Source organism: Haematobacter missouriensis (assembly GCF_000740775.1).
Taxonomy (GTDB): domain Bacteria; phylum Pseudomonadota; class Alphaproteobacteria; order Rhodobacterales; family Rhodobacteraceae; genus Haematobacter; species Haematobacter missouriensis.
The window spans coordinates 41,607-68,138 of record NZ_JFGS01000011.1 but is presented as its reverse complement, the minus strand read 5'-3'; the positions used below and the strand labels follow the sequence as shown (position 1 = coordinate 68,138).

24 protein-coding genes and 2 tRNA genes are annotated in these 26,532 nt (G+C 63.1%); 3 read left to right on the top strand and 23 right to left on the bottom strand.

Annotated features, from left to right (window positions below; translation table 11 throughout):
• Window positions 1–297: 297 nt before the first annotated feature.
• The 7 genes from CG51_RS08985 to CG51_RS08955 all read right to left on the bottom strand — a co-directional run bounded on the left by CG51_RS08985 (window position 298) and on the right by CG51_RS08955 (window position 6,294).
• On the bottom strand, window positions 298–1,236 hold the full coding sequence (locus CG51_RS08985; protein WP_035744090.1) for an AEC family transporter: 939 nt from the start codon (window positions 1,234–1,236) through the stop codon (window positions 298–300).
• On the bottom strand, window positions 1,236–2,036 hold the full coding sequence (locus tag CG51_RS08980) for an MBL fold metallo-hydrolase (RefSeq protein WP_035744089.1): 801 nt from the start codon (window positions 2,034–2,036) through the stop codon (window positions 1,236–1,238). The genes CG51_RS08985 and CG51_RS08980 overlap by 1 nt, the downstream gene beginning before the upstream one ends.
• Window positions 2,033–2,872, bottom strand: coding sequence for a TatD family hydrolase (locus CG51_RS08975; RefSeq protein ID WP_051930306.1), 840 nt, complete (start codon window positions 2,870–2,872; stop codon window positions 2,033–2,035). Before CG51_RS08975 ends, CG51_RS08980 begins: the two co-directional genes overlap by 4 nt.
• Before the next feature lie 7 nt (window positions 2,873–2,879).
• The gene (locus CG51_RS08970) at window positions 2,880–3,977 is read right to left on the bottom strand and encodes a DNA polymerase III subunit delta' (protein WP_035744088.1); all 1,098 of its coding nucleotides are present in this window, start codon (window positions 3,975–3,977) and stop codon (window positions 2,880–2,882) included.
• Window positions 3,974–4,582, bottom strand: a complete 609-nt coding sequence (gene tmk, locus CG51_RS08965; protein ID WP_035744087.1) for a dTMP kinase — start codon at window positions 4,580–4,582, stop codon at window positions 3,974–3,976. Before tmk ends, CG51_RS08970 begins: the two co-directional genes overlap by 4 nt.
• A gap of 41 nt (window positions 4,583–4,623) precedes the next feature.
• Window positions 4,624–5,796, bottom strand: a complete 1,173-nt coding sequence (locus CG51_RS08960; RefSeq protein WP_051930304.1) for a D-alanyl-D-alanine carboxypeptidase family protein — start codon at window positions 5,794–5,796, stop codon at window positions 4,624–4,626.
• A gap of 141 nt (window positions 5,797–5,937) precedes the next feature.
• Window positions 5,938–6,294 (bottom strand): hypothetical protein, encoded by a 357-nt coding sequence (locus tag CG51_RS08955; protein ID WP_143412986.1) that lies wholly within the window; start codon window positions 6,292–6,294, stop codon window positions 5,938–5,940.
• A 327-nt stretch (window positions 6,295–6,621) separates the two neighbouring features.
• On the opposite strand from CG51_RS08955, the gene CG51_RS08950 reads away from it, so the two are divergent.
• Window positions 6,622–6,709: transfer RNA gene (locus CG51_RS08950), tRNA-Ser, on the top strand.
• 245 nt (window positions 6,710–6,954) lie between these two features.
• Complete coding sequence (locus tag CG51_RS19110; RefSeq protein WP_051930303.1) at window positions 6,955–7,857, top strand: nucleotide-binding protein; 903 nt, start codon at window positions 6,955–6,957, stop codon at window positions 7,855–7,857.
• Between the two features lie 423 nt (window positions 7,858–8,280).
• Here the strand turns inward: CG51_RS19110 and CG51_RS08940 are convergent, their stop codons facing one another.
• The gene (locus CG51_RS08940; protein WP_035744085.1) at window positions 8,281–9,864 is read right to left on the bottom strand and encodes an ABC-F family ATP-binding cassette domain-containing protein; all 1,584 of its coding nucleotides are present in this window, start codon (window positions 9,862–9,864) and stop codon (window positions 8,281–8,283) included.
• 344 nt (window positions 9,865–10,208) lie between these two features.
• Here CG51_RS08940 and CG51_RS08935 point away from each other — a divergent pair, with 344 nt between their 5' ends.
• Window positions 10,209–10,841, top strand: a complete 633-nt coding sequence (locus CG51_RS08935) for a tyrosine-type recombinase/integrase (RefSeq protein WP_035744084.1) — start codon at window positions 10,209–10,211, stop codon at window positions 10,839–10,841.
• Between the two features lie 332 nt (window positions 10,842–11,173).
• On the opposite strand, the gene CG51_RS08930 is transcribed toward CG51_RS08935, so the two are convergent.
• From CG51_RS08930 to CG51_RS08865, 15 genes are all read right to left on the bottom strand, one after another.
• Window positions 11,174–11,857, bottom strand: a complete 684-nt coding sequence (locus tag CG51_RS08930; RefSeq protein ID WP_035744083.1) for a RelA/SpoT domain-containing protein — start codon at window positions 11,855–11,857, stop codon at window positions 11,174–11,176.
• A 3-nt stretch (window positions 11,858–11,860) separates the two neighbouring features.
• Entirely contained in the window at window positions 11,861–12,940 is a 1,080-nt protein-coding gene (locus CG51_RS08925; RefSeq protein WP_035744082.1) for a ParA family protein, read from the bottom strand.
• A gap of 628 nt (window positions 12,941–13,568) precedes the next feature.
• On the bottom strand, window positions 13,569–13,775 hold the full coding sequence (locus CG51_RS20015) for a hypothetical protein (protein ID WP_143412918.1): 207 nt from the start codon (window positions 13,773–13,775) through the stop codon (window positions 13,569–13,571).
• 160 nt (window positions 13,776–13,935) lie between these two features.
• Window positions 13,936–14,811 carry a DUF3987 domain-containing protein gene (locus CG51_RS20920; RefSeq protein ID WP_035744078.1) on the bottom strand — a complete coding sequence of 292 codons (876 nt, stop codon included), beginning with the start codon at window positions 14,809–14,811 and terminating at the stop codon, window positions 13,936–13,938.
• Window positions 14,798–15,460, bottom strand: coding sequence for a DUF3987 domain-containing protein (locus CG51_RS20915; protein ID WP_035744076.1), 663 nt, complete (start codon window positions 15,458–15,460; stop codon window positions 14,798–14,800). The genes CG51_RS20920 and CG51_RS20915 overlap by 14 nt, the downstream gene beginning before the upstream one ends.
• Window positions 15,457–16,338: a DUF7146 domain-containing protein gene (locus tag CG51_RS08905; RefSeq protein WP_035744074.1), complete on the bottom strand. Its 882-nt coding sequence runs from the start codon at window positions 16,336–16,338 to the stop codon at window positions 15,457–15,459. The genes CG51_RS20915 and CG51_RS08905 overlap by 4 nt, the downstream gene beginning before the upstream one ends.
• Before the next feature lie 64 nt (window positions 16,339–16,402).
• A complete protein-coding gene (locus CG51_RS08900; protein ID WP_035744072.1) occupies window positions 16,403–16,594 on the bottom strand; it encodes a helix-turn-helix transcriptional regulator in 192 nt (63 codons plus the stop codon).
• Between the two features lie 212 nt (window positions 16,595–16,806).
• On the bottom strand, window positions 16,807–17,559 hold the full coding sequence (locus CG51_RS08895) for a hypothetical protein (protein WP_156961336.1): 753 nt from the start codon (window positions 17,557–17,559) through the stop codon (window positions 16,807–16,809).
• Window positions 17,556–18,506: a tyrosine-type recombinase/integrase gene (locus tag CG51_RS21115; RefSeq protein WP_423785209.1), complete on the bottom strand. Its 951-nt coding sequence runs from the start codon at window positions 18,504–18,506 to the stop codon at window positions 17,556–17,558. Before CG51_RS21115 ends, CG51_RS08895 begins: the two co-directional genes overlap by 4 nt.
• A gap of 8 nt (window positions 18,507–18,514) precedes the next feature.
• Complete coding sequence (locus tag CG51_RS21040) at window positions 18,515–18,766, bottom strand: Arm DNA-binding domain-containing protein (protein ID WP_338085910.1); 252 nt, start codon at window positions 18,764–18,766, stop codon at window positions 18,515–18,517.
• A gap of 298 nt (window positions 18,767–19,064) precedes the next feature.
• Window positions 19,065–21,812, bottom strand: a complete 2,748-nt coding sequence (locus CG51_RS08885; RefSeq protein WP_051930301.1) for a vitamin B12-dependent ribonucleotide reductase — start codon at window positions 21,810–21,812, stop codon at window positions 19,065–19,067.
• A 324-nt stretch (window positions 21,813–22,136) separates the two neighbouring features.
• Complete coding sequence (locus CG51_RS08880) at window positions 22,137–24,656, bottom strand: cation:proton antiporter (protein ID WP_035744068.1); 2,520 nt, start codon at window positions 24,654–24,656, stop codon at window positions 22,137–22,139.
• Between the two features lie 605 nt (window positions 24,657–25,261).
• Window positions 25,262–25,338: transfer RNA gene (locus tag CG51_RS08875), tRNA-Pro, on the bottom strand.
• A 62-nt stretch (window positions 25,339–25,400) separates the two neighbouring features.
• On the bottom strand, window positions 25,401–25,871 hold the full coding sequence (locus tag CG51_RS08870) for a DUF192 domain-containing protein (protein ID WP_035744066.1): 471 nt from the start codon (window positions 25,869–25,871) through the stop codon (window positions 25,401–25,403).
• Window positions 25,868–26,410, bottom strand: a complete 543-nt coding sequence (locus CG51_RS08865; RefSeq protein WP_035744064.1) for a cold-shock protein — start codon at window positions 26,408–26,410, stop codon at window positions 25,868–25,870. The genes CG51_RS08870 and CG51_RS08865 overlap by 4 nt, the downstream gene beginning before the upstream one ends.
• Window positions 26,411–26,532 lie beyond the last annotated feature (122 nt).

The window sequence follows — 26,532 nt, the reverse complement described above, 5'->3', positions numbered from 1 at the left end:
GTTCATGAGTTTCATGTCCAGCAGGCTGCTGGAAACAGCTTTCGGAACTGCGCTGATGCGGAAGAGGCTCGCGATCTGCCGAAATCGGGCCGGAAACCGCATATTTCGGGATTCGCCAGATGGCGAGCGATCTGGCCCGAACGCATTTCTGAGCAGCCCATTAGAGAGTCAGCCCGTCAGAGAGTCGGACAGAACGGACAGAACGGACAGAACGGACAGAACGGACACTTTCCACGAGGTGAAAGGCGCGTCCACCGGTCAACTGCCCGGCTCGACGGCTTTTCCCGCGGCTTGCCTTCAAGCGCCCAGTAGTTTCAGCCAGACCCAGATGGTCAGCATGGAAGCCGCCGTTCCCAGCAGGACGGAGGAGGCCGCCACGCGTTTGGCCGCGCCATACATGTTGGCGAACAGATAGGCATTCGCACCCGAAGCCATCGTCGCGGTCTGGACGGCGGAGCGGAACCCCTCGAACGGCAGCCCGAAGGCCTTCCCCATCAGCCAGACCAGCGCCGGATGCCCGATCAGCGACAGGAAGCAGATCACCATGATCAGCTTCATGTCCCCCTCCGGCCGGTAGCGGAACAGCACGCCGCCCAGACCGAAAAGCGCGGCCGGCAGCGCCGCCTGGGCCATCATGTTGACCGCGCCCCAGAGCGGACCCGGCAGCGGCACTCCGGTGAGGTTCACCACGAGGCCGGTGGTCACGCCCATCACCAGCGGATTGTGGAACATCGCGTTCAGCACCTGCACCGCGACACGGGCGGGACTTTTCGCGGCGTGGCGGCTACGGATCACCTCCATCAGCGTGATGCCAATGCCGTAGAGCAGCGGCGAGTGGAAGGCGATGATGAGATAGTTGCCCGCCAGCCCCTCCGGCCCGAAGGCGCGCTCCGCAATGGGAATGCCGAGCAGAAGGGAGTTGGAGAACATGCAGCAGAAACCGACCGCCACGCAGTCCTCCGGCGGGCGTCCGAACGCATAGCGCGCGGCGCCTGCTCCGATCAGGAAGCACAGGATCGCCGGGATGAAGAAGCTTGCCAGCAGCCGGATATCGAAGTTCTGACCGAGGTCCAGCGTGGCGATGCCCCGGAACAGCACGAAGGGGATCGCGAAGTTCTGGGTAAAGCGCATGAGCGCATCGACCATCTGGTCCGTGAACAGCCCCCGCCATGCGATGAAGTAACCGAAGCCGATGACGAGGAAGACCGGAAGGATGACATCGACCAGCGCCTGCATCAGAGTTCGTAGCTCAGCGTCAGACCGTCATAGGCCGGCACGACGTTCGCCGGCGTCTCGGCCATCACGTCCTCATAGTCGAGGTCGATATGCATGTTGGTGATCACGGCCTCCCGCGGGGCGGCGCGCGTGATCCAACTCAGCGTGCGCTCCAGATGCGCATGGGTCGGATGCGGCTTGCGCCGGAGCGCGCCCACGATCCAGCAGTCCAGACCGGAGAGCACGGGCCAGGCCTCCTCCGTCAGTTCCAGCGCATCCGGGAGGTAGGCCACGTCCCCAATTCGGAAGCCGAGCGCGTCGATGCTGCCGTGGTTGGCGCGGAAGGGCACGAACGGGATAGAACCCCCTGCGCCCGTAACCTCGAACGCGCCGGTGATCGGCAGGAGGTTCAGGATCGGCGGGTAGGAGGAACCGGGAGGCTGCACGAAAATATAGTCGAACCTGTGGAGCAGCGCCTCCGACGTCGGCTCATCCGCCCAGACGTCAAGCTTGCGGCGGATGTTGAACACCACCTGCCGCAGATCGTCTATTCCGTGAACGTGGTCGGCATGGGCATGGGTATAGACAACGCCATCAAGGTCCCCCACCCCGGCGCGGAGAAGCTGTGTGCGCAGGTCCGGCCCGGTGTCGACCAGCACACGCGTGATCCCCTCTGCGGTCTCGCGCGTGACGAGGAGCGCACAGCGGAGACGTTCGTTCTTCGGGTTGGCCGGGTCGCATTCCCCCCAGTGGCCGCCCAGACGGGGCACCCCGGCAGAAGATCCACAGCCCAGAATGGTATAGCTGATCCGCCCCGTCATGCCGCATCCACCTTTCGGGCCGCGCGGTCGAACAGGCGGTCGAAATTGTCGGAGGTCAGGCGCGCGAAATCGGCATAGTCCATGCCCAGCGTCTCTGCTCCCTTGCGCGCGGTGAAAGCGGTATAAGCCGGTTCGTTGCGTCGGCCTCGGTGGGGCGGCGGAGCGAGATAGGGGGAGTCTGTCTCCACCAATATCCGGTCCCGGGGGGCAGCGGCGAAGATGTCGCGCAGATCGCCGGACTTCGGAAAAGCGGTGATACCCGACATGGAGAGGTAGAAGCCGATGGCCAGTGCTGACTCCGCCAGTTCGGCAGAGGAGGTAAAACAGTGCATGACACCGGTGAAGGCGCCCCTTGCATGTTCTTCCGTCAGGATACGGGCCATGTCCGCATCGGCGTCGCGGGAATGGATGATGAGTGGCAGGCCCGTCCGCCGCGCGGCGTCGATGTGGAGCCGGAGGCTCACCGTCTGCGCCTCCGCGCTGTCGGCGGAGTAATGATAGTCGAGCCCGGTTTCACCGATCCCCACGCATTTCGGATCATCCGCCAGTGCCAGGAGCTCCGCCAGCGTCACCGGCGGCTCCTCCGCTACCGACATCGGATGGATACCCGCCGCGTAGAACACCCCATCAAATCGCCCGGCGATGTCACGCACGGTGGGAAGGCTGCCCATCCGCGTGCAGATCGAGACCATCCGCGTTACGCCAGCCGCTCGGGCGCGGGCCACCACGTCGTCAAGCTCTCCCTGAAAGTCAGGGAAGTCGAGGTGACAGTGGCTGTCAACGATTTCGGGAACCGCGTCAGCGGCGGAAGCGGAAGGGGAGGAATGATCGGTCATCGGTGCCTCAACGGGCGGCCACTGCCGCCGCCGTCTCGTCCAGTGTCAGAACCATATCAAGGAGAAGCGTGGCTGGGTCAAGGTTCACCGCCCGTCCCTGTCGCGCGCGGGCGCCCGCTGCCTCCTGCACTTCGGCCCAGCGGCGGGCTGCCGCGAGATCCGGCGAAAGCCGCGCGAGCAGAGCCCCCTCCCCCGGCAGGGCCTCCAGTTCGGGCGGTCCCGCGACGCCTGTCCGGGCGAGTCGGGCCAGAAACAGGTCGAGCAGCGTGAGGATCAGATCGAACGCCGCCTCGTTCCCCCGCCCCGCTCCACGTTCCGCCAGCGACAGGGCTGCCTGCCTGTCCATGCCGGGCGCCTTTGCCATGAGCGCGAGGATATGTCCGTAAAGCTCAGCGCCCCCGCCTGCTCCAAGACGCACCGCATCACCCACCGATCCGCCGGAAAGGGCCGCCAGCGCCGCCCCCTCCCCGCTCACGCCCGCGCCTTCCAGCGCGCGGGACAGGTCGGCCTGATCCAGCGGGCGGAGCCGCAGCTCGCGGCAGCGGGAGCGGATGGTCGGCAGCAACCCCGAGGGTTGGTGGCTCACCAGCAGGAGCACTGCACCCTCCGGCGGCTCCTCCAGCACCTTCAGCAGCGCATTCGCGGCGTTTGGGTTCAGGTCATCGGCGGTATCGACGATCACCACCCGGCGGCCGCCCTCTGCCGCGGAGAGCCCGAAGAAGCCGCGCAGACGGCGCACTTCGTCCACCGGGATCTCTGCCCTGAAGCGGCCGGCTTTTTCGTCATAGGGTCTTCGGATCAGCAGGAGGCGCGGCTCGCTCAACCCGCGTAGGCGATGGGCCAGAGCATCGTCCTGCGGCGGGTCGAGGGTCGCGCCGAACATCCCCGGCGCGGGCGGTTGCAGCAGGTAGCGGGCGATGCGCCACGCCAGCGTGGCCTTGCCGATGCCGCGCGGGCCGGTGAGAAGCCAAGCATGGTGCAGCCGTCCGATTTCCACCGCGTCGAGAAAGGCCGCCTCCGCCGCTTCCTGACCGTACAGGCGCTGCGTTTCGCGGGGGTGGGGTACGCCGTCCAGCCGGTCGGATTCAGGAAGATCGTCGCTCATCCCGCCTCGCCCAGTGCCGCGCGCACGCGGGCGGCCACAGTATCCTCGTCGTCTCCGCCGTCTATCACGCGGCAGCGGACGGGAAACTCGCGCGCCAGCGCCAGGAACCCCTCACGCATGCGCGCCTGAAGCGGGAGACCGAAATCCTCGAACCGCTGCTCCCCGCCGGCCCGGGCGCGGGCACGGGAGAGGCCGGTTTCGGCATCGATGTCGATGATGAAGGTCAGGTCGGGCTCCACCCCGATCATCAGATCGTGCAGCCTGTCCACCATACCCCGCAGATCGCCCCGGCTCACGCCCTGATAGATGCGGGTTGAATCGGCGAAACGGTCGCAGACGACCACCTGCCCCGCAGCGAGCGCGGGGCGGATCGTGCGTTCCAGATGATCCCGGCGGGCGGCGGTAAAGAGCAAAAGCTCCGTTTCTGGCGACCAGCGGTCCGGCTCCCCCTCAAGAACGAGACGGCGGATCTCCTCCGCGCCGAGCGATCCGCCCGGTTCCCGCGTCAGCAGAACTTCCCGCCCCTCGGTCGCCAGGGTCGCTGCCAGCCGCCGGGCCTGAGTGCTCTTGCCCGACCCGTCTATGCCTTCAAAGCTGATGAACACACACCCCTCCGCGCGGTCGGCGGCAAGCGGCCGGGCCCCGCTCAGAACTCCGCCCCGCCAGCGGGGGCACTCTCCGCACCGGTCATGCGGTGCACCAGCACACGGGCCGCCGTCAAGAGCCGCGTGCCGAAGCCCCCCTCCGCCACCGCCGTCGCGGTGACGAGCGGAACGTGCCGCGGCTCCATGTCCGGCATGCGGATGACCAGTTCACCGACCTGCTGTCCAGCTGCGAGGGGTGCCTTCAGCGGTGCGGCATAGATGGCCTCGGCCGAGACCTGCCCCTGCACCAGCGCCGGCACCAGAAGCTGAAGATCTTCCTCCACCGTCAGGCCGACGCTGGAAGCACCGCCCATCCAGACGGCCGCCTCTCCGATGACCTCTCCCTTGCGCGCCACCGTCTTCTCGACGAAGTTGCGAAAGGCCCAGTTCACGACGCTCTCCGACTCCTCCCGCCGCTCCGCTTCGGTCGCCATCCCGTTGAGCGTGAACACGACGCGCCGGTCGCCCTGCTGCGCGGAACCGACGAGGCCGTAGCCCGATTCCTGCGTGTGCCCGGTCTTCAGCCCGTCCGCCCCGATCCCGAGGCTCAAGATCGGGTTGCGGTTGTGCCGGTTGGCGGGTGCGCGGTTGTCGAAGGGAAATTCGGTGATCGCGAAGTAATGGTAGTATTCAGGGAATTCGCGGATGAGATGCACGCCCAGCGTCGTCAGATCCTTCATCGTCATCCGTTGCTCCGGGTCGGGCCAGCCGGAGGCGTTGGAGAAATGGGAGGCTTCCAGCCCGATGGCCCGACCCCGCTCGGTCATCTGACGGGCGAAAGCCTCCTCCGATCCGGCAAGCCCCTCCGCCACCACGACGCAGGCATCGTTGCCGGACAACACGATGATCCCCTTGATGAGCTGCTCCACCGTGGGGCGGTCACGTTCGTTGAGGAACATCGTCGAACCGCCCATGGCCCGGGCCTTGGAGGAGACGGCGAAGGTGGTATCCATCGTCACACGCCCGTCCCGCACCGCTTCGAACAGCATGTTGATCGTCATGAGCTTGGACATGGAGGCGGGCGGCAGGGGAACCTCCGCGTTCTTGTCCATGAGTACGGTGCCGGTCTTGAAATCCACCACATAGGCCGAACCCGCGCGCGTCTCGAACGCCGAGGCAGGGATGGGAAGGGCTGCAAAAGCCACGAGCACGAGGGGGGCAAAAGGTTTGAACATGGCTCTCCATCCAGATCCGGGTGGCCTCATAGGGCGACAGCGTAGGCATCGGCAAACCCGAGCCGCTTCACTTTTGCGAGAAGTTCGCCCGGAGCGCCATCCCCCGCAGCCCCATCAAGCGGAATCGTGACCCGCCAGACATTACCCCAGCCGCCGGATTTCCGCGCGAAGACCTGCCTCCGCCAGCCTCGCGCGGGCCGCATGGGCATTCGCCTCCACCGCGAAGACCGCGACCTGAATCGCCTGCGTCCTGCTGACTGTATACCGCGCGGCACTTTCCGCCCCTGCGGGAACGACGGCAGGAGTATCTGCCGAGAGGCGAGAGGCCCCCGCAGAGGTCATCACAAACGCCGTCACACGCAGCGCAATCTCTTGACCCGCCGTCACTCCCAGCACCCCCGCGAGGTCGGAGGAAAGCTGAAAGCGCCGATCCCGGGACATGTTTGGCAGGAGCATGGCCGCCGCACTGCCGCTCCGCCACGACCAGCACACGGCCACTCTCCGCTCCGGGGCGCGCGATTCACAGACTGCCGAGCGTGGGCGGCCGTTCCCAAACGCCCCGCCGGAGAGGCGCGGCACGTCCGGCGCCGTCCGTTCCTCCGCGCGCGACCGGGCCTGCTCCTACAGCGTGGGAGGCGGTACGACAGGTTCCATGCCACAGGCTGCCAGCATCATCGCGGCCAGAACACCTGCTGCTGTGTGTCTCAATCCACTGTACCGCTTCATGCCGTACTGCGCCCCATTCATCAACGTCGCCCGCGCAACTTCATGCGGCGCACCATTTACCTTTCCGAATCGCGCGCCACCCGTTATCCGCCCACCGACGGAAGAGTGGCCGAGCGGTTTAAGGCACCGGTCTTGAAAACCGGCGATGGGCAACCATCCGTGGGTTCGAATCCCACCTCTTCCGCCACTTATCATTGATATTGCTGCATTATTTTCTTACCAATGGCGTTCACCCACCATAAGCCCCGCCATACGAAATGCGCTTGGATGCACCGGGGTGCGGCAGGCTTCAGCACGAACGCACCCGGACGGTGGGACTAAGTCACATCGCATGACCGTATTGCCCATGACGTCGCTCGGACGACGTGCAGATCGATCTCTCCAATAACCCGCGACTCCCCGCAGCTCTGCCCTTGCGGTCAGGCGCAAACGATGGATCAGTCGCAGCAGCATAAATATCAGGTTTTTCATATGCTTGAGCTGAAGACGATTGTCATTGCTTCGCGCGCGGGAGGCGTTGGCAAGACAACGCTTGCCCGAAATCTTGCCGTTGTCGCTGACGCCCCCGACTATCCGGTCATGTGTCTCGACATGAGCCCGGATAAAAGCCTGCGCCGCTGGTGGAAGCGCCGGCGCAAGGTCGATGGTCCGGCCATGATCCCACGGGACCCGGAACCCCAGGAACTGCAGGCGATGCTGGCGAGGATAGAAGCCGCCAAGTATCAGCTCTGCATCATCGACACACCCCGTGCGGGAACGGCGTGGAGCGATACTGCCATCGCCGCTGCTGACCTCGTCGTGATACCCGTCCGCCCGATGGCGGATTTGCGAGAGGTCGAGGCCACCGCGGACATTGCGCGCCGCCTGCAGGTGCCGTTTGCTTTCGTGCTCAACGAGGCGCCCAAGGCGGAGCTCACGCAGGACGTCATAGTGACGCTGGAAAAACTGGGTCCGGTCGCTCCAATAGCGCTCCCACCTCGTGTGGTTCATACAATTGCGGAGGCAGCGGGACGAGGCGTGTCAGAGACCCGCGATGCCAGGGGAACCGCAGAAATAGCAGCTCTCTGGCAGTGGCTGCGAGAAATGCTCTATGCCCAACCGACGGCGCAAGAGACGGACGCGGAAGACGAGCAGAGCTCCAACGATGGCTCGTTCGGGGTCGCATCGCGCAAGCGCGTCGAGCGAAAGCTTCAGCTTGTGGTCGATCAGGCGTGCTACTCCCGGCTGCGGCTATATTGCGCCGCCAACGACATAACCCGTCAGGACGCGCTGCACCGCGCGGTGACGGAGTTCCTTGATCGTGTCGGCGCACCGTCAGCCAAGAACCAACGCTGAGCCTCCATACGACAGGCTCGGCGCCCCGCTACTGCGATGCTGTCTGGGTCGTCCAGTGTCCCCTCCACGATCCGCAGATTCTCGCTGGCAGAACAGCGGTGCCGATGGCTGCGATGGCTATGTCCCAGTGTCCGGTAGAAACTAGGGCCAATTCCCGGGACCTTTTGTAAGCCTTCGGCCGGCGCTCTCTGCCACATCGGCTTTTGTGATACGCGTCACGTTGACGCTGACCGTCCACGCGGGGATTGAGGCCATGATGTGGCGGAGCGGATTCTGCACTTACCAGAGTAGCGTTCAGGGGTCATCGGCCCATTGCCGCCGGTCAGACAGCAGGAACCGTGTAGGGCGGCACGCCAGAAAGCGGCCGCTCAGGCTCGACGCGGCCGGAACGCACCGCCACCGTCAGCTATGCGGACGAAGCGGTCATGGCCCAAGATCAATCGTCATGTCCGGTGCGAGGGATTCAAGGAATGCCGTGTCATGGCTGATCGCTAGAAGAGCCCCATCATAAGTAGCCAGCGCAGCCTCAAGGGCTGTGATACCATCCAGATCAAGGTGATTGGTCGGCTCGTCCAAGATCAGCAACGGCGGCGGCGGGGTGGCGCCGAGGGCACAGGCCAGACCGGCGCGCAGACGCTCGCCGCCGCTCAACTCCCTTGCGTAACGCAAGGCATCCCCGGCGCGGAAACCGAACCTAGCCAGTGCCACGTGCGCGGCATGAGGATCAGCCAAGGGGTTGAGGTGACAGAAATTGTCGCGAAGGGACAGGGCTGGGTCGATCAGCTGGACATGCTGATCCAGCACGGCAAATGGCACCGAAAGCGCCACGAGGCCCCTTTGCGGCACGATCTGTCCGGTGATGATCTTCAGAAGCGTCGTCTTTCCGCTGCCATTCGGCCCTGTAATGACAATGCGCTCGGGACCGGTCACGGTCAGCGACAGGTCACGGATCAAGGGATGATCGCGGTCATGGCCGCCGGTCACCCTTTCTAGTCGCAGCACCGTTCTGCCGGTCGCAAGGCCCGTTGGGGGGATGTCCATACGCAAGGGCTGAAGGATTTCGATCTTCTCTCGGGCGGCGGTCAGCGCTTTATCTGCGGCATCGCGCCGGGCATCGCGCAGACGGACACCTGCGCCGCCCGACGCCTCAGCCCGTTCCTTGGCGGCGTCCATCAGGATTTTTGGCTGGTCGCCCTGCGCGCGCGCCCGGTGTCCGGCACTGTCCTTGCGTGCCTTGCGTTCGCTCGCCTCTCGCGCGCGACGGGCCGCGTCGGCGCGGGTTTTCGCGGCATGGGCAAGGTCACGTGCTGCCGCGTCCAACTCCATGTCCTTCCGCTGCCGGAAATCGCTGTAATTCCCGCCATACCGGGCCGCGCCAAGCGAAGTGATTTCAACGATGGCGTCCATTTCTTCCAGAAGTTCGCGGTCATGGCTGACGATGATCGCACCACCTGTCCAACCCCGGATGAGGTCGATCACCGCCTTGCGCCCGTCCCGGTCGAGATTGTTCGTCGGTTCGTCCAGCAACAGGAAATCCGGTGCGGCAAAGATCAGGGCGGCAAGGGCGGCACGGCTGCGCTGACCGCCCGATAGCGTCGCCAAGAGGGTCTGCGGACCGACCGACAAGCCACAGCGCAAAAGCGCCGCCTCCATCCGTTCGGGAAGGGTCCAATCCGCGTCTGCCAGTTCATTGGCATCGGCAAGCCCCGACTCCGCCCGGTCAAGCAGATCCAGCGCGGGTCGTGCGCTGAAAAGATCGGCGATGACGTCATCGGGCTGCTCCATCGCTTCTTGTCGCAAGATCGCGAAGGTTCCGGTCACGCGGACCTGCCCCGCAGCCGGATGCTGATCCCTCGAAATCAGGCGAAGGAGGGTGCTCTTGCCGATGCCGTTGCGCCCGACGATGCCGGTGCGTTCCGGACCGAAAGTCAGGTTGAGGTCGGTAAGAAGGGGCGCGTCGTCAGGCGTGGACCAGGACAAGCCGGAGAGGGAAACGGATGCAGGCATGGGACAGAACTTCTCGCAGCGGAATCGAAGGGGCGAATGCGGCGAGGTTCAGGTCCATGTTGATAGCATCTCCAGTTTCAGGATGTCTCAAAAGTAGGGGTCACCCGGCGATTTTACAAGCCAGAGCCAACGGAGCTTTTTGGGCTCTTTGCGCCAACACGCGCTACAGTAGGTGCGATCCGCATTGGCATGACGGACCTCGTCGGCCATTGTCGCGAGCAGACGGTCGCACCTGCATCCGTGCGCACTCAGGCCGACGATGCCCTTCTTGGCCCAAAACGTGATACAATCTCGCGGTCGGCATGACCGAAGAAGGGTGGGGCCGGTGGACTGGAGGTAGTCCCATGCCCGTTGATTTTCTTCCTATCCTTCGTCCCGTCCGTGCGCCTTGGAACAAGGGACGCATTGTTGGCCAGAAACGCCCGCTTCTACCCCGGCATGTCTGGTCCATACGCGTTCGCCTCGAGATGGCAGGTAATTTGCGTGACCTAGCGCTGTTCAACATGGCCGTGGACAGCAAGTTGCGTGGTTGCGATCTCGTAAGCCTCAGGGTCCGGGATGTATTCGCTGCTGGGCGTGTCAAGGAACGAGCGTCGATGATCCAGAGCAAGACCGCGAAGCCGGTCCGGTTCGAAATCACCGAAACGACGCGGCTGTCTCTCGAGCGCTGGATCCACGACCCCGAAATGATCGGCCTGGAGTTCCTTTGGCCCAGCCGAATCCATGGCAGTCCGCATCTGTCGACGCGACAGTATGCCCGGATCGTCCGGGGATGGGTTGGGTCGGTCGGCCTGGAACCTAGCGCCTACGGTACGCATTCGATGCGGCGAACCAAGGTGGCGCAGATCTACAAGAAGACCGGAAACCTACGGGCGGTCCAGCTGCTGCTTGGCCATACGAAGATGGACAGCACGGTGCGCTATCTCGGTGTCGACATCGAGGATGCTTTGACGCTCTCTGAAGGGATCGACCTTTAGAAAACTATTCCGACCGGCGCGTTCCGCGCCGGTCGGCCTATTGTGGAAGGTCAGACCCAACCGATGCTGCTTTGCCGCAATCCCGGAAGCTGCCGGTCGTATTGCTCCATAGCAATCAATCGGCCCTTATCTGACGGTCGGCTTCGGCCCCTGCTGCGCAGCCGCAGCGCCCGAAGCCGACACTTGTTTGGCACCGTAGCGGAACCACCGCCCTGAAGATTTCCAAACGGGACGAAGCTGTCAGTCACATTTGATGCGGCGAAACGTATAAATAGAGCAGTTTTCAAGGTATTCAAATGCGAACGCGAAATAAACGCTGAATCCACCCGCGATTACTTCCTGTCGGCCTCGTCCACCCTGTAAATGGAATCAAGGAGTCTACTTCCTGCGCCGACAATTTTTGACAATACCTTTATTTGCTCTGTTAGTGCGGGGTTTTCGCATTTGGCAGGGTAATTCAGATGGTGGTCTACCTCACCCCAGATCTCTTCAAATAACGTGCGAACCTGAATCTCACAATGAATTGGAATCTTTTCGTGCGGGCGAACGAGGTAGTGAACGCTGGTGTATGAACTCTCTTTAATTTTGGGGTCAACGCCGTGGTTCTTAAAGAACGCGGTGCTCTCTGGATCCCATGTATAGGCCATGGGCAGCTCAGCAAGGAACCAATCCCCATCAGCTTCGATCTTATTTCTTATGATACGGTTAATAATTGCAAAGTCTTCTTGATACAGAAGCAAGACGCGCACACCAGCCAGATCAGTAATTTCTGAAAAGAAATTATCCTCAGCTATTTGTCTGCCCGCACTAATCTTCCGATACAGTTTCTCGGATAAGTGATTTTCATCCTTAATGCGTGATTTTGTTGAGTGTACAATCTGCCGCCCTTTATGTTGAAGCTCGGGATTATTCGTGAATAGAAGCTCCACACTGGCACGAAATGCATCTATCGCATGTTTTTTCGCTCGAAAAGCTGACAAGCAAGATTCAATAGTCTCATTGGCGCCTTCGATCATAGCTCAAACCTCATCAAGGCGCTGGAGAACCTCTGCGGCAAAATTATGGTAGGCTCGCCGCGTCGCGCGGAACTTTGTCGAGTTACCCCGCACGGTGTTTTTATCTTCCTCCTCAACGTCTATGTCTGGAATTTTCCACATGGGCACATGGTATCTCTGAGCCATACTTGGAAAGGTATTATGAGTATGAATGACAGAGTTTCCACCGATGGACTCATCTAAAATGTCACTAAACGGCAACGAAACATCCTGCGAAATAAAGTTGCGAATTGTGTCCGGTATCTGGGAGGCATAATGCTGATGTGCTTTGGCCAACTGCAAATCGTTATTTGGGCCATCGTATTTCTTGGCGTTGTAAATCGTAAAACCTATGAGCTTCACAAAGTGATCCGGGAACTGCTCTCTCTTTGTTGTAGATATAACATTAAAAACAGTATCGAATTGCTTGGACCACTCATCCAGTGACTGCCCGATATTCCTGATTCCATAGACTGAAAACAGGTCCGGCGTGCAGGGGATCAGAAACGCATCCGCTAGCGTTAGTATGTTCTTGTTCAATGCACCTAAGCTTGGCGAGGTATCAAACACGACAACGTCGTAGCCGTACACCTCTGCGTATTGATGCGCATACTTTCTAATGTTGGTTATCGTACGTATTGCAAGCGGATCACCACTGTAGACACTATTCCACCGCTCGCTGACTTTAGCCTCAAAGCGATGAAGTGTTAGCCTTCCGGGAATAATGTCTAAATTATCGGCTAAATGAATGGGCGGCGGCAGATCCTCGATATCATCTTTCCCATCCTCCGTTGGCTTCAAGAGGAAGTGAATAGATCTGGGAGATTTAACCATTTCATCGATATTGGCAGACGCAGCCCCAAAATCATCCATGTAAGGATCTTCGGGGGCCCAAATGTCGTGTATTTGCTCCATTTTGAGGGCCGTTATGGTCAAATTGCATTGAGGGTCCAAGTCCACCAATAGGACCTTCTGCCCCATTTCCGCAAATGCATTAGATAGGTGGTAGGTAAGGGTAGTTTTCCCAACGCCACCCTTATTGTTAAATATAGTAAGTATTTTCATCTGACTATCACCGGTTGATTTTTCAACACCATAGACGTCAAGGTGCCGTTATCATAAGGCTAACCGTGCCTACCAGATCTGTAAACCTTTCAAAACTCTGGTAGCTACTATACTCACACCGAATCCCACTTAAGCGACAACCTGCTTGGCTGACTGCATTACCGGCATCGCCGCCGCGCCGTCCCGCAATGCGATCGTTCAGCTCTCCACCCTCACGTCCAATCTGACCGCGATCTAGCTGCGGTCTGCCCGAACGACTGCTCCGACAAGCTTGCTGCTGGCGCTACGCCGCATCGACGTATGTGGGCTTCCCGCCCGACACGGGTCGGGGCGCAGGCGGATCGCTGTGCCGCGTACGAATGACCGCTTTACCAGGTTGCTGCCTCTGCCATGCCGCACTGCCGTCAGACCGCTTTCCGCCCTTTGCAACGTAGCCGTTGGGCCAAAGCCTTCCGCCAATGTCGATCCGAGCACCGGCCCGTCACCCGCGCCAATGGCAATGGGTCCTTCCCGCGGGGGTGCGAATGCGGGGGGCTGAGGCCCGAAAGATCGCTAGTTGGGACAAAAAGTTCGGGGTGCGCAGGCCCTCAAGCGGTGCGCACCCCGGTTCGCAGGTCAGTTCAGGCAGCTACGCCTCGTCCATCCGGTCGCAGAGCCGTTCGCCATAGCAGGCTTCATCAGGCGCGACCCATTGACGGCACTTGCCACAGAAGTACCGCCCGTCGGGACCATCAAGGTCCCAGTCCGAAAGGCTCTGCCACTCCTCGCTGCTGACGCTGCGTCCGGTCCAGCTCAGCGGGTCGCCCGACAGGGAGTATCCGTGTTTGGAATACACGTTCGGAAGGGTCTCAGGCGGGGCGCAGGAAACATTCCCCGTCGGGAGGGGGCTGCTATTCCCGCTATTCCTGCTATCCGGCGTGGGTCGAATAGCGGGAATAGCGGGAATAGCAGTGTCCGAAACCCCGCGAAGGATTTCGGACAGCGCTTGCTGGACATCAAAGAACATTCGATCCCCGCACGATCTTGTAGGCCTCCTTGCGCGGCTTGCCCGCAATGACCACACCATCGTTCAGACGAACCAGCCAGCCCGCTTTGACCAGCATGGCCAGCGGCTCGTTGAGCTTGGCCCGTTCGCGCATCGCATTGGGGCCAAGCTTCAGGATATCGCTCGGGGTGACCCAGTCTTTCGGGTAGCTTTCGAGCAGCCATTTCCGCAGCATTTCGGCTTGCGCGGTCTTTGCCGAAACCAGACCCGCCTCGACCAGCCGCTTCGCCTCCGTCAGATAGAACTGGGCCAGCGTGATGCCGCAGCCCATGGCTTCAACCTTCACGTCAACCGCATCGAAATCGGCCCAGAGCGTCAGGATACCAGCAAGGCGTGCTTCCTGCTCCGCCACCTTGCTGGCGAAGGATCGGATATGCTCCAGCGCCCCTCCGGGCCCCTGCTCCTTTTCGATGGTCTCATGGAAGCGCCAGAGCAGTTCCTCCGCGGCCGGCGAGAGCAGCAGGCGACGCGGCATGAGTTCCTGAGGATGATCACCGGTCGGCAGCGGGGCATTGAGCAGCGACATCACGCGTGCCGAGAAGTCCTTCAGCACTGCGTCGCTGGCAGGGGCGTGTCCGCGACGGAGGCACGTCCCGATGGCGCTGGGCGGCTCCGTGATCAAGAAACGTGCCAGAAAGCCCTGCCCGGATGCCTGCGGGTCCGCGAGCAGCGGACGGACCGCAATGGCCTGGGCCATGAGATGCATAGCGAGGCGACGCCCCGGATAGCTGCTCACCCCATCGCCGGAGCGAACACGGTTCACCGGGTCGGCGTTCCAGAGCTGCGACAGACCCGCCATGGTCTTCAGTCGGTTATCGGAGTTCATGGCGTGGCCGCCAATGAACCCACCCCCCCTCATCACTGAAAAGGCCAATCGAGGGACGACCGATCTGGTAGAGCTTCAGCAGTCCTTCCAGCGTCGGGTCCTGGCTCGTGATCATGGGAACCAGCGGCGCGCTTGGTTCCGGACCAAGCGCCCGCAGGTCAGCGTTGGCTGCTGCCGCCTTATCCTTTTTGGAGCCGCTTGCCTCCGTCAGCAGCCGCTTGCGCGTGGTGCTCCAGATATCGCGGGCGACGGCCTGTGCAACGCTCTCCTCCCGGTAGGCCTTGTCCAGCGCCGCTTCAAAGGCACGGACCCCGAGCATGACCAGACGGTCGGCGGAGGATTTGCGCTCGCCGCTGTCCGCGATGGTCAACAGGAAGAGGGAAAGTGGCGAGGTGCTTCCAGCCAGAAGGGCGACGTTGGCGTGAGGCTGGAGAACCAGTGAGGCGACCGCAAGGGTCGATTGCGCTGCAATCGCAGCGGGTGCTTGTGTGATGTCCTGGACCGCTTCCACCGTCGCACGGAGCGGCCCCAATGCCTCCACCGGATAGGGGTTGCCGCGCGGGATGTCCCGGACGAGCGGTTGGGGACCTTCCGCCACGTACGGCACGGCTTCCGGCGCGAAGGTGGAGGTGTGTTCGGGCGCATTCATGCCGCGACTTCCTTGTTCTTGAGAATGTCGTTCCAGTCGCGCCCGTGCGGCGCGGGAAGCAGGCTGACGGTCCAGCCCAGGGCGACCGCCCGTTCGGCGAGCGCATTGCCCGCCGCTTGGCCGGGACCATCCCCGTCGGTGGCGATGGTCAGTCGGCCCGGCTTAGCGGGCAGGCGCAGCCCGCTCATGCCGGAGGTGGAGAGGGTCGACCAGATGGTCGCAGGCGCCCGGAGGAGGCCGCTGGCGAGGCTCAGGGCGGTTTCGATTCCCTCGGCCACGACGAGCGTGCCATTGCCCGTGGTGAGGCGGACAGCCCCGCCCGCGACTGTTCCGAGCATCGCCTTGGCCGGCGCCTTCTCCGCCTTGCCGGTGCCATCGGCGCGCAGGAAGGTCCGATGCACGGCAAAGCGCTCCGCGCCCTGTACGAGGGCCACCATGGCCGGGAGGCGCTGACCGCTGGGGTGCCAGCAGGCCAGATGGAAGCGCAGGGTGTCCGGCAGCGCGCAGGTGATCGCCCGGTTGCGCAGGTAGAACTCCGCGACCGTGCTCTCGATCGGGCGGGCCTCGTCCCAGGTCGCCCGCGCCTGCTGCGCGCGCTTGTCGGCCTTGCGGAGCGCCTCCGCCTGCAGACGGGTCAGTTCGCCGCCGTCCATCTGCGGTCCACGCCGGGTGCCCGCGAGCAGGCCGCGATCCCGGAGCGCATCGCAGATAGCGGAGAACGGGCAGCCCGCGTGGCAATAGAACAAGAGACGACCGTCCGCCCCCTGGGAAATGCTCAGGGCCGGGGTGTTAGTGTTGTGGTGCGCAGGGCAGAAGGCAAGGCCATACTGGCCCTTCCAGTGCCCTCCGAGGACACCGGTGAGTTCGATAGCACTCATTTTGGATTTTCTCAGTGACGGGCTTTGGGCGGGGTGCTGCCCCCCTCCCTCTGCCGAAGATGGATCAGGCCGCCGAGGTGCGACCGGCTTCCCAGACGTCGATCTCGGACTGACGGAACCGGGTGCAGTTCGGCGAGAGCTTCACCGGCTGAGGGAAATTCGGGGCGGACTTGATCCACCGCCAGATCGTCGAACGATTGACGTTGTAGCGCTGCGCAAGCTGCGCGTCGGTGAGGAAGAGTTCGGGGATGCGCATGTTGCCCTCCGTAGCAGGTTGTCGTTGTACGGAGAGAGGTGCCGCAAAGGGCGGCCTTGAGCATCAGCTGAGTGGACTCGAGGTTCCAGATAACTGCGCGCCCTTTCAGGACGGTAAATCCTTCAGAAAGGACGCGCTTCCGGAACGGATAGAAAAACGTTTTTTAATATCAATATATTAACCCGCGTCAGTTTTTGCCCGGCCGCGTGCGGTTAGCCGCCAGTTTTTCCGGCTCCGCCTTCGGGTTGCCAATTCACCATCGTCGCGATGCGTTTCCACTGAGTGCTTCCGACCTCCAGCGCGTCGCGCCCGCGCCATTCTTCCTTGTGTTGCTTCATCCAGCGCTCGACAGCCTGTTTGGGTGTTCCCGTCCGAATCTCCTCGTCTGCCATCGCGCGCCAAGCTCGCATCGCAAAGTCGAGTTCAGGGCAGAAGCGCGGGTGGGAAGGATCGGAAAAGGCGTCTGTCGCTGCTGCTGGTTCGGGCGGGAAGAAAAAGTTCTTGGTGAGCCCGCGCTTTGAGAGCCAGGTCTTGAGGTCTCGCACGGCAAGCATCGTCTTGGTCCAGTCAGGTTCGGTTTGCACCCGTATACTGTATGCCCCACCAAAGGGCGTCTGATCGAACGGATCGGCGTCAAGCCGACTGCGGAGCAGTTCAATATCAGATCGGCTTATGATCCAGATGTCGCCGTGCAGACTTGAACCCACCCATCCGCCGGGCTCCGCCCGATGGGCGTGGGCGGCAGGAAGGCTACCCTCTCGCACAGCATTCGCCAGCGTGGAGAACATGGCGGTAAAGCCTGGGTGACCTTTCGTACGTTGCACCTGATAGCGTTCGCCGTAGAGCGTGCCGTTGTCCTCCCAGTCCTTCTCCCCCGGATCGCCACCGCCAAGAAGAATGGCCGCGTCCACGACGGAAAGATCGCTCGCGAAGCGCCAGAGTTCAGTGTCCATGTTCATGCTCATTTCAGGTTGATTATCTTTGCGTCCTTTGGCACCGCGCCAGCTAGGTATTCTGCCCATGTCGACATCATCGCCCGCCGCTTTTCGACCATGTCGCCGCGCCGGTATGCGGCCTCGACGGCATTGCCGACGCGGTGGGCCAGCGCAACCTCGGCCATGTCGCCGGGGTAGCTTGTCCGCTCTGCCACCCAGTCCCGAAACACGCTGCGCAGGCCGTGCGGAACAGCCGGACGCTTGCTGACCCGGTCGAGAAAGCCCTTGCCGCCGGACGAGATGTCCGCCTCGTGCAAGCGTTTCATCGTCGCCGACAGCGTCATATCTGACAGCTGCCCGCCACGCGGCGCGGGGAATACGAGCGGGTTGTCCGCAAAGCGCGGCAGCGCTTCAAGCAGCGCAATTGCTGTCAACGACAGCGGCACGCGATGTTCCCGCGCCATCTTCATTCGCGTGGGCAGAACGGTCCAAAGTCCCGCCTTCAGGTCGATTTCTTCCCATGTGGCCCCCCGCACTTCCTGCGATCGTGCCGCCGTGAGGGCTGCGAACTCCAGTGCCCGACTCCCCATGCCTTCACGCCCTCTGAGCGCCGCCATCCATCGGGGAGCCTCGTCGATCTGAAGGGCTGGCTGATTGTCCTGCTTGGCAACCTTCGATGCCGCTGGCAGGAGTTCCTTCAGGTTGCCGGCCCAACGGGCTGGATTGTCGCCGTTTCGGTGTCCCGCCACCGTGGCCCATGCCAGAACCGACTCGATTCTTCCGCGCAAGCGGGAAGCGGTTTCGGTCTTCTCGGACCAGAAGCTTGCCTCCCTCCCATCGACTGGTTGGTTCAGGACCCGCAAGACGTCCTGGACGGCTATGTCCTGAACGAGCATCTCCCCTATGTGAGGAAGCGCATAGGTGGTCAGCGTATTGCGCCACTGATCGCGATGTTTGGGATTTCGGAAGGCCTCCAGCTTCGCTCTCAGATAGCGATCAGTTGCCTCGGCAAAGGTGAGCCCCCGATGCTGGGCGGCAGCGAGCGTGGCCTTGGCCGCCTTTCTTTCCTCGACCGGATCGACGCCTTGACGGATTTTGCCCTTGCCTCACGAGCCCGATCCCAGGCCTGTGCGAGCGAAACCTCCGGAAACGCCCCCAGCCCTATCTCACGGCGGCGGGTTCCGACGACCGTCCGAAGAAGCCACGAACGTCCACCGCTCGGTGTGATCTGCAACATGAGACCGGCAACACCGCCAACCGCGAACAGCGCATTCCCGCCCTCGCCTGGGTGAGCGAGCCGCTTCACCTCAAGCGCCGACATCTCCTTCGCAACCCTTGGCATTGCCACCCGTCATGCTACCCGCCATCCCCAATGGCGCGGATGACAACCGGATGCAACGCACCGCGGCAAGAGAAGAGGAGATAATCGTTACACAGCGGGGACTTTGAGAAGCCCTGCAACAGTATGAAGCGCGATACTGGCGGGCACCTCTTCCGCCACCCCCTTCAAAGCGGCCGGTGTGCGCGACTTCGGGTCACGTAGTGCGAAAGTTACGACCAAGCAGGGATTGCGTGGCTGCGGCGGGGTCCGGGAGCGCAAGCGACTCCTCGGCTTCCTCCAGAACGGCGGCGAGCGCGGGATCCTGTTGCGACCTGTCGCGCGATAGGGTGATCCCCTTCAGGCCCAGCGACCAAGCCAGCGTCTGGAGGTCGAGGCAGTCGGAGGCAGCAGCCGTAGCGGGCAGACGGAGAACACCGCCGATACCGCCGGAAACAAAGGGCTGTGCCGCGGCTATCATGTGGATTTGGCACGCTGCATCCACCCCGCCTTCACCAGTTGAATCCAGACAATGGAACACGTGGAGATCCGCCGCCTTCAGGAAGGGCGCGCCGTGCAACGTCCCCGTGCCGAAGACATAGGTATTCGCTGCAGCGATCTGGGCGGGAGAAAAGCCGAGGTGGGCCAGCAAATCAAAAGCCGGGTCCGCCAGTTGCGCCGCCGGCAGCCCCAGTACTTCCCGACAGAAGCCGAGCCCCAGCGTCCAAGGCGTCAGCGCGAAGCGGATATGCGTAGCGGAACCGAGCGCCGCTTCCACCCGTGCCAGTTCTCCGGCACCCAGACCCTGTCCGAGAAGGCTCGTGTGGTTGATCCCCGGCGCATTTTCCAGACTGCCGTGACCGATGACATGTGCGGTGATCGCGGCGATCTCCACCCGGGGATGGCCGAGCGCAGCGAGTCCTTCATCAACCGCCGCGGCGAGAGCGCGGTGCGGCTGGCCCTCTGGGGAGGGCTCCCAGCGGATCAGCGCGCTTGCCGGAGCGATGCCGCTCGTATCGCAGTCCAGCAAGCAATCCGTGACGGGATCACGCCGGAGCGCCGTCACCTGTGCATGGCGGAACCCATGCCCCGCACCGGCGGCAACCGCATCGTCCCAGCAGAGGCGCGCACGTGCGACAATGTCCGGCTGGGGGCAGCAGTCTGCATCCAGAGGGTACGGCAGAATACCCAGCCCTTCAAAAGCGCCTTCTCCCTCTGCCGCGCGACGATGGTTCTTCACCACGCGGAGCATCGAACGGGCGTTCCGCGACCAGGCCGGGAAGGCACCTTTCTCCCCAGCAAGTTCGGCAGAGGCGGCATAGGCAGTTCCGGTCATCAACGCCGTAATGGCAGCGACCATGGCACGGCCCTCAGCGGTAGCGTAGCCGAGGCCCATTGCCATCAGAAGGCCCGCCGCGTTGGCATGCCCGAGCGCCAGCGGCCGGTACTCCTGTGATCGGGCCGCGAGCAGCACATCGCCCCGCCGCATCATGCAGAGCGACAGATCAAGCGTCAGCACCCAGAGCCGCGCCGCGTGGGAAAAGGCTGCAGTCCTGAACCCATCCTGCCCCAGAAAACCGCGGAGATTTAACGTTGCAGGCATCGCGGCAGTGTCGGAAAGGAACATGAAGTCACCATCGAGGGAGGCGCCGTCGATCCCGCCCTCCTGGGCGCAAGTGTTCCAGCCGTTGATCGTATCCCCGAACAGCGCCCCAGGTTCGGACGTGGCCCAGACAGCCCGGGCGAGGCGATCCTGCAGCCGCCGCTCCCGGCCGGCGCGGGTGGCGGGCTTCGTCGCTGCGCGCATGAAGGTGTCCGACAGCCGGATGGCCGTCGCGGTTCGCGCGCCGGAGACAGTTGCTGCGGCCTTGCCGTCCCAGTCAGCCTCCAACGTGGCAATGCGCGGCGCGCGGCCTTCAACCGCCTCGGCAAGCGTGCGCTGAATCACATCGTCAGGCACCATCCCGCGTTTCGCAGCCCGTATGGCCGCCTGCAAAGCGGGATTGCCGGTGATGTCCGGCCCCCCCCGGCGGAAAGCGAGGCGGATATCGCTTACCAACGCGGAGATCAGATGGGATCCCGCCGTCAGACTGGCGAGCTTGTGCGCCTCCGCCGATTTCCATTCGATGAACTCGGAAGCCTCGGGATGATCCGCGTCGCATAATGCGAGCCGCGCCGGGCGGCGGACGCTCCCCTTCCCCTGCGCCAGCCCGGCGAGCCGGTCACCGGCATCAAGCTGCGCCATCATTCCCGCCGGACCGGCGGGCGGCGTCGCCACGTTCACCCCGTAGCGAACACCTGCGCGGACAAGGCCTGCCTCACGCGACCACATGTCAGGCGCATCCTCCGGCTCGGGCATGGAGAGGATGGCCACCCCCCCGGCCTCGGGCCGTTCGAGGGAATCCGTCCTGCGCAACTCACCCGTGGCAAGGTCCACCGCGATGCCGTCGCGACCCGCCTCGTCGATGCCATAGGCCCAGTGCAGGCCCGTCTGGCTGCACTGGGCGGCGTCGGGCGCCGCCATCTGCAGGGCAAGCATGTGCCGCATCTCGTCGTGATAGGCCCGCGCGTCTGCCTCGGCCGTGAAATATCCCGCCTTCCACCCCCAGTAAGCCCATGCTCCGGCGAGGCGGTCGAACATCTGCCGTGCGGAGGTTTCTGACGTGAAACGGCGGGCTTCGGTCAGGTGGGACAGAGCCGCCTCATCGGCGACCGAGCGCCACAGGAACTCCGGCACACCCTCTTCCGGCACACGGCGCAACCGCGCGGGCACGCCGCTCCGGCGGAGAAAGTGCTGCGCGAGGATATCCGCAGCCACCTGGCTCCAACCCTCCGGCACCTCGAGCTTGCGGCAGCGGAACACCACTTCCCCCGACGGATTTCGCTGCTCGGACCGGGTCACGCGAAAGGCAATGCGATCATAGACGTCGCGCCCCTCGACCGTGAACTGCCTCTCGATCCTCATGCTTGCGTCTCCGTCGCCGACCGGTTATCCCCCGCGTCCCGCGCCGCAGATATGGCTCCGCCATCTGCCCATGCGGTAAGCCGCGGGCAGTCTCATCGCGGATCGGGGCTAGTTGAGCCTTCCATGACCACCACAAGATGTAGTGGTCCGCTTCTTGTTGCCTACAAACTGCCCAAGCGGCGTTGGCCGGTCAACGGATTTCGCAGGTTTTCCACGGGTTTATGACCTTGACCGGCTTCTGGCGGATTGCGGCCGAGTCGTCTCCGCCTTCCCCACAGAGTTATCCACAGGCGGAACGGAGAACCGGCAGGGAAAGGGCGAGAATCAGCCGCGCCGATCGAGCATCGCTTCCACCTTCTCGGCGTCCATTCCCTGCGCCGACGCCTGCGCCACGACCTTCGCCCGAAGGCTGGGCTCACCCCTGACGAGATGGAGGAAGTGCTGCTCGCTGAGCATCATCAGCGCGCAATGGGTGATCGCCTGAACCTGCGCCGTCCGGCGCGGGCGGCGGGCGAAAATCGCCAGCTCTCCGAACATGTCCCCTCTGCCCAGCCGGATCTTCTGCGGTGCGGCCCCATCAAGCTCCACGGCGCCCGACGCGATGAAATAGACCGCATTCGCCGGATCGCCGCGATGAACGATGACTTCCCCCGGCTCGACATAGATGTTGACCAGTGCGCGTGCGAGCCGCGCGCGCGTCTGCGGCTCCAGCCCCTGAAACATCGGGATCTGGCTGACGAATTCCTGTCGCTGAAGCAGCAGGTCCAGCTTGGGGCGAACCTGATTGGCCTCCCGCCGGTCGGCAAGACCCCGTGTGAGCGAGCCGTAAAGCTCCGCCCCGATCAGCCCGTCGGCATAGGCGGTTTCGTATTCGCTCTCCTCGAACCGCAGGGCGGCGCGCCGGATGAATCGGCGTTCGAACTCCTCCGAAAAGCCGGGATACTGCAGCCGCAACCCTTCGATGTCCCGCTCAAGATCCTCCTCGCGCCGCGAAAGGACCTCGTGGAGGATGTCGGTCACGCGCTGGCCATGGATGCGCAGGATCTTGGTGTTCACGAAATCATGCAGATCGCGCAGGAACATGCGGGTGCTCAGCAGAACCTCGAACCGGCTCCCCATCAACCGCTCCAGAGGAAACGAGATACCGAACTGCCGGTGGAGCCTAAAGGCCAGAAGATAGGCCCGGCCGGGGGCGAGATTGGCGCGCGCCTGCGTGCGGTAGGCACCCCTGCCCCCGGCGCGGGTCGCTTCGATCAGCCGGTCCGCGTCCAGCAGAAGCCGCTCCACAAGAGCTGACGACACCTCCCTGTCGCGAAATGCCTCAAGAATGATCTCCTTCTCGCGGCTGGCGAGCGTGACGAGGCTCAGCGTCAGCCGGTCACGGTCGAGGATCTCATCGGCGGCCTCCGCCGTCTTGACCGCGCCGTCGATCCGCGCGCCGAAGCTTTTGGCCTCCGAGCGGACGATCTCCCGTGTCAGGTGCTGCCGCTGGGTCAGGTCGGCGACCTCCTCCCGCACCGTCTGCAACGCGACTGCCACAACCTGATCGCGGAGCGCCTCGTCTATCGGCGTCAGACGGTCCAGCCCCAGACGGCCGATCAGCCAGCGAAGCGTCGTCCCCTGAACGAGAAGGGTGAACAGCACGAACCCGGTGGCAAGCACGGCAACGGTATGCTTGGCCTCCGCCGCGACAAGCTCGTGCTCCGTCACTGCGAGCGCCAGTGCAAGGGTGACCGCCCCGCGCAGCCCGCCCCAGAGCATCACCGTGCGATAGGCCGGGGCGACGGGGGGTGACAGATGCAGCCGCGTCATCAGCGGGAGCAGCCCGAACAGCACCAGCGCCCGTGCGACCGTCGCCGCCACGATCAGTACCAGGAGCAGCAGCCCGTCGTGCCAGCTCACATCATGCAGAAGCCGCGGCACGAAGATCGCGGCCAGAATGAAGATGAGCGAGCCGGACCAGTGGGAGAGCAGTTCCCACGTATCGGTGAGGTACCGCCACTGCCCCGGCGGCATCCGCGAAGGGCCAAGAAGGTTCACCGTCATCCCGGCGGCCGCGACCGCGATCACACCGGAGACGTGCAGGGCATGTTCGGCGAGGATGTAGGTCAGATAGGGCAGCGCGAGCGAGACGGAGATCATCGCCATCGGGGTGGACCGCAGATGCTCCATCGCGACGACGGCAATCACCGCCAGCGCATAGCCCGTCAGCGCCCCCGCGACCAGAAGCACGACGAAATGGGCCACCTGATGGCCCACGGTGACCTGCGGCGCCCAAGGCAGGATCTGCGTGATGAACACGCTGAACAGCGCGATCGCGGCGGCATCATTCATCAGGCTCTCGCCCTCCGCGAGCCGCGAAAGACGGGCCGGCGCGCCGATGTCGCGGAAGATGCCCACCACCGCAGAGGGATCGGTCGTGGCCACGATGGCGCCAATCAGCAGACAGACGACCAGTGGTTGCGAGGTGAACGGGTCCAGCGACAGGCCGATCACGAATGTGGCGACGACCACCGCGACGATCGCCATGACCGTGATCGGCACCCAATCCTCCACCATCCGCCGCAGGTCGAGTGTCAGCGATACCTGAAAGATGAGTGTCGGCAGGAAGATGTAGAGAAACGCCTCGGAAGTGATCGGCAGGCTCAACACTGAAAGGGCGAGCGGGTTGAGCGCGTCCGTGATGTCGGTGGAAAGCAGAAAGCTCGCCCCAGCGCCGATGGCGATGCCCAGCATCGCCAGAACCACGGTATAGGAAATGCGCAGGCGCGCAGCCAGCGGTTCCCCCAGCGCGATGATGACGAAGAGACCCGCGAGCACGGAGAGAAAGGCGATCAGGTTCATTCGCTCGATCCGCGCGTGAGAGGGGCTGCGAACCGCCATTCTCCCGACCGCTAAGAGGGGTGGCAGGTCAGCCCGTTCATGCGCGATTATCACTGAGCCCGGAACAAAGACAAGCGGAGATCACGCCCGCATATCAGATGGTTGTGAGCTGATCCGTGACAAAGTGTCCCTGTGGCAAGGTACGCCGTCCGTGTGCCGCGCATGTCTTGTCCTGAATTCAGGGCATTACCCGCGCGCAGAAATCGGGCCGTCCGCCGCCAGCGATACCGCGAGCCCACAGGAAGAGTTGTCACGTGCCAGCGGCAGGCTGAGGCGCGCCCTTTTACGTTTCAATCGCCCTTAAGAGAACCAGCCGCCTTTCATGATCGATGGGAAGCCCGTCATCGGCCGCACCCTCCGCCTTGCAGTCGCCATGTGGAGTGACCGCTCAAACTGACATTGCTTGTGGTGGGTAAGCTGTCCGGGACGGTACCAATCTTTCGGCCCGCTTCAGGCGCGAGCCTGATTGACGCCCGCGGCGTTGCGGAAATCAACCTGCAAAACCGATTCCAGTTCTGGGCAGAAAGTGTCGAAATGAGTTCCCCGGCAGCACATAAAGCCGCCTGTGGTCGGGGCGAGAGGATTCGAACCTCCGGCCTCTGGTACCCAAAACCAGCGCGCTACCAGACTGCGCCACGCCCCGTTCGAATGGTTCCTACAGAGGCGCGCGAAATTTGGAAAGAGGCGTTTTGGGAAAAAGCGGGTTCAGCTTCCGCAGGGCCACGCGCCGTCCGCCCCGAAGGCGGGATGACGCATCACACCGCCTTGAACAAGGCCGAGCCGACGGGCAAGTCCCCCGTTGATCTCCAGCACCGCCAGCACACCGGAACCGCCATCAATGGCCGTTTCGTCATGTGGGCGGGCATTTTCGTGGATTCTGGTGATGACTCCCCGCGCATCAAGAAAGATCATATCCAGCGGGATCAGCGTATTGCGCATCCAGAAGGAGACATGTTGTGGGTATTCATAAATGAAGAGCATCCCGTTCGACTTCGGCAGGCTCGTGCGGTTCATCAACCCGTAGGCGCGACTGTCGGGCGTGTCCGCGAGTTCAACGGAAAAACGAGTCTCTCCCCGCGGGCCGCGAATTTCCACTGCGTCGGGGCGACAGACCGCCTCCGCCCCGGCGGACCCAGCGGCTGCGCTCAGCGCGAGCGCGAACAGAAACGATCTCACAACATTACGACCTTCTGGTGCACCGCAGCCTCCCACGAGGCGATGCGGACCGCCATGCGCCCGCGCCGACCTTCGACCACCCCAAGGCAGACCGCTTCCCCTGCCTGAAGATCGGACAGACCGGAATGGCGCAGCACCTCTATGTGGACGAACACATCCTCGGTGCGACCGAAGACATTTGCAAAGCCGAATCCCTTTGCCTTGTCGAACCACTTGACCCGCGCAGGTTCCAATGGATTGCCCAGCAATTCCTCCATCGACGCAGAGGCCAGATCCTCCAGAACCGGCAGCGGCACCGGGGGCGGAGGCGACACCTCCATCACCTGCGCGGCCTGCATTCCCCGGGGAGTGGCATGGCAGAGTATCTGGATGCCGGCCCCATCCGCTACAGAGGACTGGCCGAAATTTCGCAGAACATTGGCGTGCAGCAGGATATCCGGCCCGCCTTCATCAGACACGACGAAGCCGAATCCCTTGTCGGGATCGAACCACTTGACCCAGCCGCGAACGAGGCGGGTGTCTTTGTCCGTTTCGGTCATGTCAGAAGTCGTCCCAAGGTCTTCTGTTTTTTGCGCAAGTTGGACGGTATTCTCTCGCAAGTTCAAGAGAATTATCGTGTACACTGACACAATGACCATTAAATCCTGTATTTCGGTGCTCT